At 63.0% G+C, this 14413-nt stretch carries 14 protein-coding genes; 6 read left to right on the top strand and 8 right to left on the bottom strand.

Annotation, left to right across the window (positions count from 1 at the left end; all coding sequences use genetic code 11):
* Positions 1-15: 15 nt before the first annotated feature.
* From ptsP to IV89_RS05775, 4 genes are all read right to left on the bottom strand, one after another.
* Positions 16-2277: a phosphoenolpyruvate--protein phosphotransferase gene (gene ptsP, locus IV89_RS05790; RefSeq protein ID WP_005849365.1), complete on the bottom strand. Its 2262-nt coding sequence runs from the start codon at positions 2275-2277 to the stop codon at positions 16-18.
* 161 nt (positions 2278-2438) lie between these two features.
* Positions 2439-3677 (bottom strand): aspartate kinase, encoded by a 1239-nt coding sequence (locus tag IV89_RS05785; protein WP_005849367.1) that lies wholly within the window; start codon positions 3675-3677, stop codon positions 2439-2441.
* 161 nt (positions 3678-3838) lie between these two features.
* Complete coding sequence (locus IV89_RS05780; protein ID WP_235183803.1) at positions 3839-4297, bottom strand: DUF1178 family protein; 459 nt, start codon at positions 4295-4297, stop codon at positions 3839-3841.
* Between the two features lie 72 nt (positions 4298-4369).
* On the bottom strand, positions 4370-4828 hold the full coding sequence (locus IV89_RS05775) for an NUDIX hydrolase (RefSeq protein WP_240558216.1): 459 nt from the start codon (positions 4826-4828) through the stop codon (positions 4370-4372).
* A gap of 108 nt (positions 4829-4936) precedes the next feature.
* On the opposite strand from IV89_RS05775, the gene modA reads away from it, so the two are divergent.
* The 3 genes from modA to modC are packed head-to-tail and all read left to right on the top strand — an operon-like array spanning position 4937 to position 7436.
* Entirely contained in the window at positions 4937-5665 is a 729-nt protein-coding gene (gene modA / locus IV89_RS05770; RefSeq protein ID WP_037945090.1) for a molybdate ABC transporter substrate-binding protein, read from the top strand.
* Positions 5662-6351, top strand: a complete 690-nt coding sequence (modB, locus tag IV89_RS05765; RefSeq protein ID WP_037944678.1) for a molybdate ABC transporter permease subunit — start codon at positions 5662-5664, stop codon at positions 6349-6351. Before modA ends, modB begins: the two co-directional genes overlap by 4 nt.
* Positions 6348-7436 carry a molybdenum ABC transporter ATP-binding protein gene (gene modC, locus IV89_RS05760; RefSeq protein WP_037944679.1) on the top strand — a complete coding sequence of 363 codons (1089 nt, stop codon included), beginning with the start codon at positions 6348-6350 and terminating at the stop codon, positions 7434-7436. Before modB ends, modC begins: the two co-directional genes overlap by 4 nt.
* Here the strand turns inward: modC and IV89_RS05755 are convergent.
* Positions 7433-8197, bottom strand: a complete 765-nt coding sequence (locus IV89_RS05755) for an EcsC family protein (protein WP_037944680.1) — start codon at positions 8195-8197, stop codon at positions 7433-7435. The genes modC and IV89_RS05755 overlap by 4 nt on opposite strands.
* A 53-nt stretch (positions 8198-8250) precedes the next feature.
* Positions 8251-8784 (bottom strand): N-acetyltransferase, encoded by a 534-nt coding sequence (locus IV89_RS05750; RefSeq protein ID WP_051577615.1) that lies wholly within the window; start codon positions 8782-8784, stop codon positions 8251-8253.
* Positions 8785-8821: 37 nt separating this feature from the next.
* Between IV89_RS05750 and IV89_RS05745 the strand changes: the two genes are divergently transcribed.
* Positions 8822-9427: a flavin reductase family protein gene (locus IV89_RS05745; protein ID WP_037944682.1), complete on the top strand. Its 606-nt coding sequence runs from the start codon at positions 8822-8824 to the stop codon at positions 9425-9427.
* 78 nt (positions 9428-9505) lie between these two features.
* Here the strand turns inward: IV89_RS05745 and IV89_RS05740 are convergent, their stop codons facing one another.
* Positions 9506-11167 carry a SulP family inorganic anion transporter gene (locus tag IV89_RS05740; protein ID WP_005849385.1) on the bottom strand — a complete coding sequence of 554 codons (1662 nt, stop codon included), beginning with the start codon at positions 11165-11167 and terminating at the stop codon, positions 9506-9508.
* Positions 11168-11335: 168 nt separating this feature from the next.
* Between IV89_RS05740 and IV89_RS05735 the strand changes: the two genes are divergently transcribed.
* Together IV89_RS05735 and IV89_RS05730 are read left to right on the top strand one after the other, a co-directional pair.
* Positions 11336-12208 carry an S-methyl-5'-thioadenosine phosphorylase gene (locus IV89_RS05735; RefSeq protein WP_037944684.1) on the top strand — a complete coding sequence of 291 codons (873 nt, stop codon included), beginning with the start codon at positions 11336-11338 and terminating at the stop codon, positions 12206-12208.
* Positions 12209-12422: 214 nt separating this feature from the next.
* On the top strand, positions 12423-12953 hold the full coding sequence (locus tag IV89_RS05730) for an adenine phosphoribosyltransferase (RefSeq protein WP_009825109.1): 531 nt from the start codon (positions 12423-12425) through the stop codon (positions 12951-12953).
* Between the two features lie 17 nt (positions 12954-12970).
* On the opposite strand, the gene IV89_RS05725 is transcribed toward IV89_RS05730, so the two are convergent.
* Positions 12971-14392 carry an FAD-binding oxidoreductase gene (locus tag IV89_RS05725; RefSeq protein WP_005849392.1) on the bottom strand — a complete coding sequence of 474 codons (1422 nt, stop codon included), beginning with the start codon at positions 14390-14392 and terminating at the stop codon, positions 12971-12973.
* Between the last annotated feature and the right edge of the window lie 21 nt (positions 14393-14413).

Here is a 14413-nt window from a genome sequence, read left to right as displayed (position 1 = left end):
AAGCCGTCAGGCCCTTCAGGGCAAGCGGCGGACTTCGTTGGTCTGGCTGCGCAGATACTCCATCACCGCGGGACGAACCGATTGATCCCCGCGATCACGTGCGGCGTGGATCACCTCGCGGATTTCCCCCAGATCAGAGCGGTGCAACATGCTTTTGACCGGCCCGATGGACGCGGGACGCATGGACAGCGTTGTGATCCCGATGGCAGCAAAGCACAGCGCCTCTATGGGGCGGCCCGCATCCTCGCCACAGAATGACAGTGGCGTACCGGTTTCGCGGCAACGGTCCACGATATTCTCTAGGAAGGTCAGGAAACTGACGTTCAACGTGTCATAGCGGCGGCGCACCAGCTCGTTCTCGCGGTCGGCGGCAAAGAAGAACTGCTTCAGATCGTTGCCCCCGATCGACAGGAATTCGACCTCTTCGAAAAACTTCGTCGGGGCAAAGGCCAGCGACGGGGTCTCCAGCATCGCGCCCACTTCGATTTGCGACGGCAGCACATGGCCCAAGCGCGCCTCGCGGGCGAGCGTCTTGTCCATCTCGGCACGGGCGGCGCGGTATTCTTCGAACTGCGCGACAAAGGGGAACATCACCGACAGGGGGCGCCCGTTCGCCGCACGGATCAACGCCTGCAACTGCATCCGCATCATGCCCGGCTTGTCCAGCCCGACACGGATCGCACGCCAGCCCAAAGCGGGGTTTGGTTCGTCGTTGGGCTTCATATAGGGCAGCACCTTGTCCGACCCGATATCCAACGTCCGGAACACCACACGTTTACCCGACGCGGCATCCAACACACGGCTATACAGCGCGGACAGCTCCGACCGTTTCGGCATTTGGCTACGCACAAGGAACTGAAGCTCCGTGCGGAACAGCCCCACCCCTTCGGCCCCAGACCCGTCAAGCGAGGGAAGATCCGCCATGAGCCCCGCGTTCATGTGCAGCCCGACCCGCGTGCCGCATTTGGTGATCGCCGGCTTGTCGCGTATCGACGCATAGCGTTCCTGCGCCTCGGCCTGCATCGCGATTTTGTCGCGGAAGGCAGAAGCAACGGTTTCCTCGGGGCGCAGATGCACCACGCCCTGTTCGCCGTCCACCATGATCCGGTCGCCGTTCAGCGCATCATTGGTCACGCGGCTGGCATGGACGATCAGCGGGATCGCCAGCGCCCGCGCGACAATCGCGGCATGGCTGCCAACCGATCCGCCCTCCAGCACGATACCGCGCAGAGAGCGGCCGTATTCCAACAGCTCAGCCGGCCCGATGTTGCGCGCTACAAGAATAGGGTCGGTGGGCATCTCGGCCCCCGTGTTGGACCCCTGCCCTGTCAGGATGCGCAGCAAACGATTGCTGAGGTCATCGAGATCGGACAGACGTTCGCGCAGATAGGCGTCGGCAGCCTGCCCCATACGGGCGCGCGCCAGAGATTGTTCTTTCTCGACAGCCGCTTCGGCAGACAGGCCACGACCGATGTCTTCCTCCATCCGGCGCAACCAGCCTTTGGAGTTGGCGAACATCCGATAGGCTTCAAGCACCTGTTGCTGGTCTTTATCTCCCCCCGCCATCGCCATCATCTGATCCACGCTGACGCGCAAATCATCGACCGCCTCGTTCAGGCGTGCGGTTTCACTGGCAGGATCGTCGGCCACAAGCTTTGACACGACAACGCGCGGCTCGTGCAGCCAGACGTGGCCTTCGGCAACGCCCTCTTGCGCCACGGTGCCGCGGATCAGAACCGCCTGACTGTGCCGCGCGGACATCGCGGCACCCTCACCGACAAAGGCCCCCAGCTCGGTCATTTCGGCCAGCACCATGGCGACCACTTCCAGCGCATAAACCTCGTCAGCCGAGAATTCCCGCGCGGCCTTGGATTGCACCACCAGAACGCCCAGCATCTCGCCCAAGCGCTGCACCGGTATACCCAGAAAGCTTGAATACAGTTCTTCGCCCGTTTCCGGCATAAAGCGGAAACCGGGGGCCTGCGGGGCATTTGGCGTGTTGATAATACGTTTGCGTTTGGCGACGCGCCCGACCAGCCCCTCGCCCATCTTCATGCGCGTCTCGTGGACCGCATCGGCCTTCAGCCCCTCGGTCGCGCAAAGCTCTAGCGTGTCTTCATCGCGGAACAGGTAGATAGAGCAGACCTCGCAGCCCATAGAGGACGCGATCAGATGCGTGATCTTGTCCAGCCGCGCCTGCCCTGCATCATCACTGGCCATGGCATCGCGTAAGCGACCCAACAGCTTGCGGCTTTCTGTCTCTATCCCATCAGCCATGTGATCATTTCCCCCCGGCGATGCCAGCTTAGATCACAGGCGTCCCAAAATTGAAACGCCTGATATCATTGACATCTATCATCTGCTCCCCGAGGCCGGAAGATGCGTTTTCCCCTGTTGCGGGAAAACGCTGTGATCTTCGCAGGTGGGGTGCCCGGGAATTAGGCGCGTTTGTCCAGCTCGAACGCGTCATGCAGCGCCTGAACGGCCAGCTCCATGTATTTGCGGTCGATCAGAACAGAGATTTTGATCTCGGAGGTGGTGATGACCTTGATGTTCACACCCTCGTTCGACAACACCTGAAACATCTTCGCCGCAACGCCGGTGTGGCTGCGCATGCCGATCCCCACGACCGACACTTTCGCCACATCGGTATCCGCGATCAGATCGTCGAAATTCAGCTCGCCCGATTTTTTCGCGGCATCAATCGCGACTTCCGCGCGTTTAATCTGATCGACGGGGCAGGACCACGTCATATCGGTGCGCCCCTCTTCCGAGATGTTCTGAACGATCATATCGACGTTCACGCCACCATCGCTGAGCGCGGTGAAGATCGCGGCGGCAATGCCGGGGCGATCCGCGACCGATACCAGCGTCATCTTTGCTTCGTCACGCGAAAACGCGATACCGGATACTACATTGCTTTCCATAATTTCCTCCTCGGCGCAGACCAGCGTTCCAGCCTCGTCTGATTGTTCCTCAAAACTGCTCAGCACGCGCAGCTTGACCTTGTACCGCATGGCCAGTTCGACCGACCGGGTTTGCAGGACCTTGGCCCCCAGCGACGCCAGTTCCAGCATCTCTTCAAAGGCGATCTTGTCGAGCTTGCGCGCCTTGGCGCTCACCCGCGGGTCGGTGGTGTAGACCCCGTCCACATCAGTGTAGATATCGCAACGCTCTGCATCAAAGGCGGCGGCAAAGGCGACGGCGGTGGTATCCGACCCGCCACGCCCCAGCGTGGTGATCCGGCCCTCGGGGGAAACGCCCTGAAAGCCCGCGACAACCGCGACGCGCATGCCTTCGCCGAATTTCGCCATGATGTTTGCAGGCGGAATTTCCTCGATCCGGGCCGAGGAATGCGCCGAAGTCGTCTTGACCGGCACTTGCCAGCCTTGCCAACTGCGCGCCGGTACGTCCATTTCCTGCAAGGTCAGCGCCATCAGGCCCGCGGTGACATTCTCGCCCGAGGAGACGACAGCGTCATATTCGCGCGCGTCATATAGCGGAGAGGTTTCGTTCACCCAGCCGACCAGCTCGTTCGTCTTTCCCGACATGGCGGAAACGATGACGATCACGTCATAGCCCTTGGCCACTTCAACGCCCACGCGTTTGGCCGCGCGGCGGATACGGTCCAAGGTGGCCACCGACGTGCCACCAAACTTCATCACCAGAACAGGCATATGTCCCCCGTTGCAAAACTCCGGCGCGGTGTACGCGCAAGCGCCGCCCTTAGCAAGCCCGCAGGCCGCTGTCGTAACGCAGGGAAATTATGTGTGAACCGTAAGTTGCAAGGTGACGGGGCGCGGTATCCGCCCGCCCAAAGTCGCCTGCGACCCGCCGTCTATGACGTGGTGCGTTTGGCCCGAAACGGCAGCGGGGTCAGCGGGATACCCTCTTCGATCAGGGCGACGGCTTCGTCCAGACGCGCCTCGCCATAGATCGAGCGGTCGGGCGCATCCCCGATGTGGATGGCACGGGCTTCACGCACGAAATCATCGCCCACATATTCCGAGGAGGTTTCGACCTTTTCGCGCAGCGCCTTCAGCGCCTCTTCCAACGCGCTTTGAGGTTTCGATAGTACCGGCACTGCGGCGTCCAGCTTTTGACCACCCTCACCGCGGTTCTCGCGGCGCTCGCCGGTTGTGACACGGGGGGCCATCATGCCCTTGGTCACCTTGGTCGACCCACACAGCGCGCAGGTCAGATGCCCCGCCTGCGCCAACGCATCAAAGGCAGCGGCAGATTTGAACCAGCTTTCAAACTGGTGGTCCTGATCACATTTCAGCGAAAACTTGATCATCGCGCCCGCAGGCATCCTCTCGTTGTTAAGATATGTTAAAAATGGGGGCGCAAGCCGGTCCCGTCAAGCGGCTCAACTTCGCCCGCGCGGATCGAAGTCCCGGATCATGCGCGCCAGTTCGGGCTCTGACACCATTTTGGCGGCCTTCTTGCGCGACATCCACTTGCGCCGCCGCTGGCCGACTTCGGGGTATTTATCGGCGGTGATCTTGACCTCTACGGGATAGAGCATGGCCACCACCGGCAACATCTCTCCGTCGTCCATTTCCTTTGTGTAAGAATAGACGCCAAGGCAGCCGCCCGTGACCCGCCCGCGCACGCCCGCTTCTTCCCATGCCTCGCGCGCGGCGGCGGCACCGGGGGTTTTGGCATCCATCGGCCAGCCTTTCGGCACAATCCAGCGTTTCGCCCCCCGAGACGTGATCAACAGCACCTGCACCTTGCCTTGGCGCACGCGGTAACACAGCGCGGCGAACTGTGTTCGCACCTCTCCCTTGCGGGCACCTTGCAGTGATATGGGCAGCTGTTTCATGCGGGGCATTCTGTCTCCGGGGTGGTACGGCAACAAAAGCCTACCCGTGCCGTGATGACAAGACCAGTCGCCCTTGCACGCCCCTACGGCATGGCGGATACTGCGGCAATGAAACGTTTTTTGCCGCTCATTTTTGCAGCGCTGCTGCCCCCCCTCGCGCTGGCAGAGCAGCCTTCGGTGACGGTCTTTGCGGCCGCCAGCCTGCGCGGTGCCCTGGACGAGGTCGCGCGCGGCTACGGCGGCGATGTGGCGCTGTCCTTTGGCGGGTCCGGCACGATGGCACGGCAAATCGATGCGGGTGCCCCTGCCGATGTGGTCTTGCTGGCGGCACCGGTCTGGATGACATGGCTGCGGGATCGCGGCGCGGTCAAATCGGACGCGGTGGTTCATCTGCTGGGCAATTCGCTTGTGCTGATCGCCCCCGCAGACAGCGATATCGCCCCGGACCCCGCCGATCTGGCGGGTGCCCTTGGCGATGCGCGGTTAGCGATGGGTCAACGGGACGCCGTGCCCGCCGGTATCTATGCGCGCGAATGGCTCGAGGCGACCGGACAATGGGAGGCAATCGCCCCGCATCTGGCAGAGACGGATAACGTGCGCAGCGCCCTGGCTTTGGTCGCGCGGGCAGAGACGCCTTTGGGCGTGGTCTACCGCACCGATGCTTTGGCCGAACCACAGGTCCGCATCCTTTACGATATACCGCAGGAGACACACAGCCCGATCACCTACCCCGCTGCCGCGCTTACTGACAGCGGCGCGGCCTTCATGGCGCATCTGCAGTCCCACGACGCCCGCGCGGTCTTTGCCCGCCACGGTTTCAAGCCGCTGCCCGAATGACCGCAGACGCCGCCGCCTGGGACGCGCTGCGTCTGTCGCTTTGGGTTGCAGTTTGGGCGACGCTGCTGGCAATCCCGCTGGCGCTTTGGGTGGCGTGGCTGCTGGCGCGGCGGGATTTCTGGGGCAAGGCGCTGTTGAATGCCGCCGTGCATCTGCCGCTGGTTTTGCCGCCTGTGGTCACGGGGTATCTGCTGCTGATGGCATTCGGGCGGAACGCGCCCTTGGGCCGCGCACTGGACGCCATCGGATTGCAACTGGCGTTCCACTGGTCCGGCGCGGTGCTGGCGGCGATCATCATGGGGTTCCCCTTGATGGTCCGTGCCATGCGCCTGGCGATAGAGGCGGTGGACCCCAAACTCGAGGACGCCGCCGCAACCTTGGGTGCCCCCCGCGCGGCGGTTTTCGCCCGTGTCACCCTCCCCCTCATTTTGCCGGGTGTGCTGGCGGGGACCGTGATGGGCTTTGCCAAAGCCATGGGCGAATTTGGTGCCACGATCACCTTTGTCGCCAATATCCCCGGCCAGACGCAAACCCTGCCAAGCGCCATCTGGGCCGCCTTGCAGATACCCGGTGGCGAGGGTCAGGCGGTGTCGATGGTGCTCATGTCTTCGGCCATCGCGGTCAGCGCCGTGCTTCTGTCCGAGCTGCTCGCCCGCCGCGTTGCCAAAAGGATCGCGGGCACATGACGCTTTCCCTGTCCCTGTCGCACCGCTTTGACGGCTTCGCGCTGGACCTCGCGCTTGAGGCCGGGCCGGGCATCACCGCGCTGTTTGGCCGGTCGGGGGCCGGAAAATCCACCGTGATCAACGCTGTTGGTGGCTTGCTCCACCCCGACCGCGGGCGCGTCGTGATCGATGGTGAGGTACTGCTGGACACCGAAGGCGGCATCTATGTCCCCCCGCACAAGCGCCGCCTTGGCACCGTGTTTCAGGACGCGCGGCTGTTCCCGCATCTCAGCGTGGCGCAAAACCTGATGTTCGGTGCCCGCTATGCGCCGCGGGGCAGCAGCGGCCCGTCACAACGCGACGTGGTGGCACTGCTTGGGCTAGAGACATTGCTTGACCGCGCGCCTGCCACGCTATCAGGCGGTCAAAAGCAGCGCGTCGCCTTGGGCCGTGCCTTGCTGAGCCACCCGCGCATGTTGCTGATGGATGAACCGCTCGCCAGTCTGGACGGGCCCCGCAAGCAAGAGATTTTGCCCTTTCTCGAACGGCTGCGCGACGGGCCGCTGGGGCTGCCGATCCTGTATGTCAGCCACGCGGTGGACGAGATCGCGCGGCTGGCAGATACGCTGGTGCTGATCCAGAACGGAAAGGTTCAGGCGCAGGGTCCGCTGTTCGATGTCATGGCCGATCCCGCCGCCGTGCCCCTGCTTGGTGTCCGCGAGGCGGGTGCCGTGATCGAGGCGGATGTCCTTGAGCATGGCAATGACGGGATCACGACCCTGCGGATCAGCGCCGGAGAGCTTGAGCTGCCCGGCGTGCACGCCGATGCCGGTGCCCGCGTGCGGCTGCGGGTGCTGGCCCAAGACGTGATCCTGTCCCTGACCCGCCCCGAGGGGCTGAGCTCGGTCAACGTGCTGCCCGTCACGGTCGAGGCGGTTCATCCCGGCGACGGTCCGGGCGCGGCCATTGCCCTGCGTGCGGGGCGTGACCGGTTGCTCAGCCGTGTGACGGCCCGCGCTGTCGCAGAGCTTGGCCTGACACCGGGCATGACCTGCTATGCGATCCTCAAGGCCACCACGGTCGCGCCGGGCAGTATCGGGCGCTAGGCGATCTTGCGCAGCCCGACCTTGGTGCGCAGCCGCTCGACCAGTTCTTCGTGGGGGACATCCGCATCAATCGCCAGCTTGCGCAGCCCGAAATGCACATGGGCCATATCTTCGTAATAGCTGGTATAGGCATAGTTGGTCGCCGCACCGGCCACCGCCCCCAGCACCGGCACCGCCTGCGCGGCCAGCTTTTGCCCCAAGACCAGCGCCAGACGCGGAGCCACTTTGGCAATCACCGCCTGCATGGCGCGCCCGCTTAACGCGACCCGTGCCGATAGGAACGCCAGATCGGCCCCGTCATCCTCTGACAAGGGCCCCGCGGCGCTGAACACCTGCACGCAATCGAACTGCACATTCTCGGCATGGGCATCAAAGCCGTGTTCCACCGCTACCCCCTGAATAACGCGGAGCAACAAGGTCGTCGTCACCGGCAGTTCTGCCAGTGCCGTGGGCAGGCCACCTGCGCCGCCCGCCGCCCCCATCGCCGCACTGACCGCCTGGTTCAGCCAGCTTTTCTGGTCCGGCACCATCGACCGCGTCGACGTCGCTGCCTTCATCGCCTGGCCCAATGCCTTGACGGTGGCGCTTTCAAGATTGCGGCGCACGGGCGAGGGAAGCTTGTCGATCAACCCCTCGGCGCTGCCGCCGATGACGTTCAACACATTGATACCCACACCGCCCGCGCTTTTGTAGCGCTTGGCGATCTGGTCCAGCCGTGCCTCTACGTCAATGGTGCTGGGTAGGTTGCTTTCAATCTGCATGGGGTGGGGCCTCCGCCTGTTTGGCTAGAATGTGGGCCATCCCGCCGCCGCTTTCAATGTGGCCAAGCGGTGACATCGCCCGCGATGCCGTCCCACGCGCCATCGACCAGCGCGCGGCCCAACACCCGTTCAGGGTTCGTTGGCGGCGGCATCACCACATCGGTCAGCAAGGTAAAGCCGAAGCGGTTATAGTAAGGCGCATCCCCCACCAGCATCACGCGCGACCACCCCAGCGGGGCCGCTTGCGCCAGACTGCCCTCGATCAGCAAGGCACCCAAGCCTTCGCCCTGCCGCGTCGGGTGCACGGCAACGGGCCCCAACAACAGCGCGGCATGGGCACCGATACAGATCGGCCAATAGCGTATGGCCCCGGCAAGAATACCGCCCGCGTCACGTGCCACATGGTTCAGCCCTGCCACCGGCGGCACCCCATCGCGCAGGCGATAGGACGACAACGCCTCGCGTCCCGGCGCAAAGCAGGTGTCGTACAACGCTTCGACTTCCCAGTGATCGGCAGCCGTCTCGGGGGTAATATGATACAAGGCGTGGCCCTCTGGACGGTTTTCCTGTGGCGCTGCCTTTATCATGGCGCTAGCCATAGGTGCAAACCATGAGGAGAGTTTGATGTTCTACCGCCCGCAAGACGGCCACCCCCTGCCCCATAACCCGTTCAACGCGATTGTCACCCCACGCCCGATCGGATGGATTTCCACCCGAGACGCGGACGGGAACGACAATCTGGCCCCCTATTCGTTTTTCAACGGGGTCGCCTATACGCCGCCGCAGGTGATGTTTGCCTCTACCGGGACCAAGGCCGATGTGGACGGGACCAAGGACAGCATGGCCAACATCCGCGAGACCGGCGTCTTCTGCGTGAACATTGTCGAATACGCGATGCGCGACGCGATGAACGCCTCCTCTGCGACGCTGCCCCATGGCGCGGATGAATTCGGCCACGCTGGCATCGAAAAAGCGAGCTGCGACCAGATCAACTGCGCCCGTGTGGCGACCGCCCCTGCCAGCCTGGAATGCCGCATGACCCAGATGGTCAAGATCGAGGGAGAGAACAACTTTGTCGTCTTCGGCGAGGTCGTCGGCGTCCATATGCGCGACGATTGCATCAAGGAAGGGCGGTTCGACGTGACGACCTACCAACCGCTGTCCCGCTTGGGCTATCGCGATTATGCCCGCGTGACCGACGTGTTCGAGATCATCCGCCCAGACGATTGATCCCGCCACATTCCGAAAAGCGAAAAGCCCCCGATGCGGACTGCATCGGGGGCTTTTTATTTCAGTCGGTCGGGCGGTTTAGTGACCGCCAAGAATGCCGGTACGGACCTGATAGTTCGCCGCGATCTCGTAGTCGGGATCATCGTCGCTATCGATCATCAGGTGCCCGGCCTTCTTCAGCAAACGGTGACAATCGCGGCTGAGGTGGCGCAGCTGGATGCGCTTGCCCGCGCCTTCGTATTTCGCGGCAATCGTCTCGATCGCTTGCAGGGCGGATTGGTCCACAACGCGGCTGTCCTCGAAATCGACGATCACCTCGCTGGGGTCGGCCTTGACGTTAAAGAGCTCGGCGAAACCTTCGGACGACCCAAAGAACAGCGGCCCCTGAATCTGGTAGACCTTGGCCCCTTCAGGTGTGGTGTATGTCTTGGCGTGGATGCGACGCGCATTGTTCCACGCATAGGCCAGCGCCGACACGATCACACCGACGACCACCGCGACCGCAAGGTCTTCGTAGACGGTGACGACGGTAACCAGCAGGATCACGAAGGCATCGGTCAGGGGCACTTTGCGCAGGATCCCAAAGGAGTTCCACGCGAAGGTGCCGATCACGACCATGAACATCACCCCGACCAGTGCTGCCAGCGGGATCTGTTCGATCAGCGGCGCGCCGACCAGAATGAACAGCAGCAAAAACACCGCAGCCGCAATCCCCGCAACCCGCGTGCGCCCGCCGGATTTCACGTTGATCATGGACTGACCGATCATGGCGCAGCCGCCCATACCGCCAAAGAAGCCGGTCACGGTATTGGCCACGCCCTGCGCGATACATTCCTGGCTGGCCCCGCCGCGGGTGTTGGTCAGGTCGCTGACAAGGTTCAACGTCAGCAGCGATTCAATCAGGCCGATGGCCGCAAGGATCACCGCATAGGGCAGGATGATATACAGCGTCTCGAGCGTGAAGGGTGCCAAGGCCGTGCCGTACAGGCCGACACCTTCGCCAAACGGCATGTGGAACGTCGGAAAGCCGCCCTCGATCGAGGCCAGATCGCCGACCCGTGGCACATCCATGCCCGTCGCGATCACCAGAATGGCGATGATGCCGATGCCTGCCAGCGGTGCGGGGATCAGCTTGGTGATGCGCGGCATGACCCAAATGATCGCCATTGTCGCGGCGACAAGCGCCAGCATCAGGTAAAGCGGCCCACCCGAAAGCCATTCGCCACCCGACATGCCGTGACCTGTATCAACCATCGTGCCCGGCACTTTGAACTGGCCCATCTGGGCAAGGAAGATCACGATGGCCAAACCGTTCACAAACCCCAGCATAACAGGGTGCGGCACCAGCCGCATGAACTTGCCCCATTGCATGACACCCGCGAAAATCTGGATCAGCCCCATCAGCACGACCGTGGCGAACAGATATTCAACCCCGTGCTGCGCAACCAATGCGACCATCACAACCGCCAAAGCCCCCGTCGCCCCCGAGATCATCCCCGGACGCCCGCCGATCAACGCGGTGATCAACCCCACGAGGAAGGCCGCATAGAGACCCACCAACGGGTGGACCCCCGCGACAAAGGCAAAGGCAACCGCTTCGGGCACAAGGGCCAGGGCGACGGTCAGCCCCGACAGCAATTCGATGCGCAGCCGCGACGGAGAGAACCCCTCTCCCGGCATCCATCTAAGGTCGGTCACATCAAGATTTTTGGTAAAACTACGGAACGTGGTACGCGCCATCGGGCATCCTTCGGGTCAAATCGCATCAATAAGTCGGAAAGGTCTTTGCGGCCTCCTAGCTGAAACGTGAACAAAATGGAAGCCACGCGACGGCGCGGGCCGGATTTGAGGCTTTCCCTATGGGCCAAGCTTGATACTCTGCCCGCAACTCAATCCAAGGGCGACTTCATGACACAGACGAAAATTGCCGTGATCGGCGGCTCCGGCATCTATGACATCAACGGGCTGGAGGGGGCCGAATGGCTTACCGTGGAAAGCCCCTGGGGCCCGCCCTCCGATGCGATCCTGACCGGGACGCTCGACGGGGTAGAGATGGCCTTTCTGCCGCGCCACGGGCGCCGACATGTGCATGCGCCCTCTACCGTTCCCTACCGCGCCAATATCGACGCGCTGAAACGGCTCGGCTGCACGGATGTGATCAGCGTCTCGGCCTGCGGGTCGTTCCGCGATGAAATGGCACCGGGAGATTTCGTGATCGTGGACCAGTTCATCGACCGCACCATCGCGCGGGAGAAATCTTTCTTCGGCACCGGCTGCGTGGCCCATGTCAGCGTGGCGCACCCCACCTGCCCGCGTTTGGGCGACGCCTGCGAAACCGCTGCGCGCGACGCCGGCATCAACGTGCACCGCGGCGGCACCTACCTTGCGATGGAGGGGCCGCAGTTCAGCACATTGGCGGAATCCAAGATGTACCGCGAAAGCTGGGGCGCGGATGTGATCGGCATGACCAATATGCCCGAAGCGAAATTGGCCCGCGAGGCAGAGCTTTGCTATGCCTCGGTCGCGATGATCACGGATTACGATAGCTGGCACCCGGACCACGGCGAGGTCGATGTGACCAAGATCATCGAGACCTTGATGGGCAATGCCGACAAGGGCCGTCAGTTGGTCGCCCGCTTGCCCAAACTGCTAGGAGCCGACCGCGCCCCCTGCCCGCATGGCTGCGACCGCGCGTTGGAATATGCGATCATGACCCAGCCAGAAATGCGCGACGCGGCCCTTGTGGCCAAGCTGGATGCCGTCGCGGGTCGTGTGCTTTAGGTGCCCTGCAAACGCTGTCGCAGCACCCTTTGCGAGTGCTGTGCCAGCTGAGTTTATTTGGCAAAATGAAGCGGGGCCTTGCGGCTTTGACGTGATGTCCCGCGGGGCCGCGCTGTGGAAGATGCTTGCTGACAGGGGGCGTGTCGCTTAACGCTGTGGCGCGGTTGTTGCGCTGGTGTGGCGACCGACCAAAGCCCAACGACCGGAGCACTGCATGAAACAGGTTCAAGATTACATCCGTACCATTGTCGATTTCCCCCACGAAGGGATCATGTTTCGCGATGTGACCACGCTTTTCGCCGACCCGCGCGGGTTCCGTATGGCCATCGACCAGATGCTGCACCCCTATGCCGGCATCGACATCGACAAGGTCGTCGGGCTTGAGGCGCGCGGCTTTATTCTGGGCGGCGCGATCGCGCATCAGCTGTCCGTCGGCTTTGTACCTATTCGCAAGAAGGGCAAGCTGCCCGGTCGCACCATCTCTCAGGATTACAAGCTGGAATACGGCGAGGCGATTGTGGAACTGCACGACGACGCGATCCAGCCCGGTGAGAAAGTGTTGGTTGTCGACGATCTACTGGCCACCGGTGGCACCGCCGAGGCGGGGATCAAGCTGATCCAGCGTTTGGGCGGCGAGATCGTGTCCTGCGCCTTTATCATCGACCTGCCGGAACTTGGCGGGCGCAAGCGGCTGGAAGCGATGGGGATGGAGGTCAACGCGCTTTGTGCCTTTGAAGGCGCGTAAACCGCATTGCCGAGACTTTATTCCGGCGCGGGGAACATCGCGCCGGGGTTCATGATCCCGTTCGGATCCAGCGCCGCCTTGATCGCGCGCAACGCAGAGAGCTTCGCCGGATCGCTATAACGTTCGAGGTCTTTGACCTTGAGCCGCCCGATCCCGTGCTCCGCACTGACAGAGCCGCCGAGTTCGTGCACCAGATCATGGATCGCCGTCTTGATGGGCAAGCGATCCTCCAGATGATCCTCGCGGCTTCGGCCCTGCACCGGGAAAACGTTGTAGTGCAGGTTGCCGTCGCCCACATGGCCGAAACAATTGATCCTGAAATCGCCCAGCGCGCCGATCTTTTCCCCCGCGCGGATGATAAATTCGGGCAGCGCACCCAAGGGGACCGAGATATCGTGGCTGGAGATCGACCCGATCTGGCGGTTGGCGTGGGGCATCATCTCGCGGACGGCCCAGAAATCTTCGGACTGCTGCTGACTTTGCGCGATAAGCCCGTCTGTCACCAGCTCCGCCTCGAAGGCGGCGGCAAACAGTGTCTCGAGCGCCGCCATCGGTTCCAGATCACCGCTGAGGCCCAATTCGATCAGCACGCTCCATTCGGGCGGGGTGTCGAAGGGCTGGCGGAGTTCGGGCATCTTTTCGGTGAGAAAATCCAGCCCGACGCCGTTCATGATCTCGAACGCGCTGATCATCTCGCCCAACTGACTGCGCGCGAGCGACAACAGCTTCAGCGCCGCCGCCGGAGAGTTCACGACCAGCAGCGCGGTCCCCGTCTTGGCGGGCCGCGGGAAGAGCTTGAGCGCAGCGGCGGTGATGACGCCAAGCGTGCCCTCGGCACCGACCAGCAGGTGACGCAGATCGTAGCCGGTGTTGTTCTTGCGCAGCCGTGTCAGGCCGTTCCAGATCTGTCCATCGGGCAGCACGGCCTCTAGCCCCAGACAGAGATCACGGGCGTTGCCATAGCGCAGCACGCCGGTGCCACCCGCATTTGTCGCGAGGTTCCCCCCAATTCGGGCAGAGCCCTGAGCCGCGAGGGTCAGGGGAAACAGGCGATCCGCCGCCTCGGCGGCGTCTTGCACGTCAGACAGGATCATCCCCGCTTCGGCTACCAGCACGTTTTCATCGGGGTAGACTGCGCGAAGTTTGTTCATGCGTTCCAGCGACAGGATCAGCGGAGCGGGGCCAGAGTCTGCCACCTGGCCGCCCACAAGTCCGGTACCACCGCCATAGGGGATTACGCCGACCCGTGCTGCATTGGCATGGCGGATCAGTATCGCGACCTCTTCGACCGTGCGTGGCAGGGCCAGCACGGCCGATTTTCCGGCATAAAGCCCGCGGGGTTCTTCCAGATATCGGGGTTCGACCGCGCGAAAGACGTCGGGCGACAGATCGGCACGCAGCGCGGCCTCGAATGCGGGATCGGCGGGGTTCAATGTCATGGCCTATTGATCGCGCCAAGC

It is taken from the genome of Sulfitobacter sp. CB2047 (genome assembly GCF_000735125.2).
GTDB lineage: Bacteria > Pseudomonadota > Alphaproteobacteria > Rhodobacterales > Rhodobacteraceae > Sulfitobacter > Sulfitobacter pontiacus.
Note: the sequence above shows the minus strand (reverse complement) of the source record. Positions and strands in the feature narration are given on the sequence as shown.

Excerpts from the sequence above, each read along its gene's own strand:
- modA (WP_037945090.1), top strand. The coding sequence starts at position 4,937 with ATGAAACGTTTTTTGCCGCTCATTTTTGCAGCGCTGCTGCCCCCCCTC.
- IV89_RS05780 (WP_235183803.1), bottom strand. The coding sequence starts at position 4,297 with ATGATCAAGTTTTCGCTGAAATGTGATCAGGACCACCAGTTTGAAAGC.
- IV89_RS05755 (WP_037944680.1), bottom strand. The coding sequence starts at position 8,197 with ATGCAGATTGAAAGCAACCTACCCAGCACCATTGACGTAGAGGCACGG.
- IV89_RS05745 (WP_037944682.1), top strand. The coding sequence starts at position 8,822 with ATGTTCTACCGCCCGCAAGACGGCCACCCCCTGCCCCATAACCCGTTC.
- IV89_RS05735 (WP_037944684.1), top strand. The coding sequence starts at position 11,336 with ATGACACAGACGAAAATTGCCGTGATCGGCGGCTCCGGCATCTATGAC.
- IV89_RS05740 (WP_005849385.1), bottom strand. The coding sequence starts at position 11,167 with ATGGCGCGTACCACGTTCCGTAGTTTTACCAAAAATCTTGATGTGACC.
- IV89_RS05785 (WP_005849367.1), bottom strand. The coding sequence starts at position 3,677 with ATGCCTGTTCTGGTGATGAAGTTTGGTGGCACGTCGGTGGCCACCTTG.
- modB (WP_037944678.1), top strand. The coding sequence starts at position 5,662 with ATGACCGCAGACGCCGCCGCCTGGGACGCGCTGCGTCTGTCGCTTTGG.
- modC (WP_037944679.1), top strand. The coding sequence starts at position 6,348 with ATGACGCTTTCCCTGTCCCTGTCGCACCGCTTTGACGGCTTCGCGCTG.
- ptsP (WP_005849365.1), bottom strand. The coding sequence starts at position 2,277 with ATGGCTGATGGGATAGAGACAGAAAGCCGCAAGCTGTTGGGTCGCTTA.
- IV89_RS05775 (WP_240558216.1), bottom strand. The coding sequence starts at position 4,828 with ATGAAACAGCTGCCCATATCACTGCAAGGTGCCCGCAAGGGAGAGGTG.
- IV89_RS05725 (WP_005849392.1), bottom strand. The coding sequence starts at position 14,392 with ATGACATTGAACCCCGCCGATCCCGCATTCGAGGCCGCGCTGCGTGCC.
- IV89_RS05750 (WP_051577615.1), bottom strand. The coding sequence starts at position 8,784 with ATGATAAAGGCAGCGCCACAGGAAAACCGTCCAGAGGGCCACGCCTTG.
- IV89_RS05730 (WP_009825109.1), top strand. The coding sequence starts at position 12,423 with ATGAAACAGGTTCAAGATTACATCCGTACCATTGTCGATTTCCCCCAC.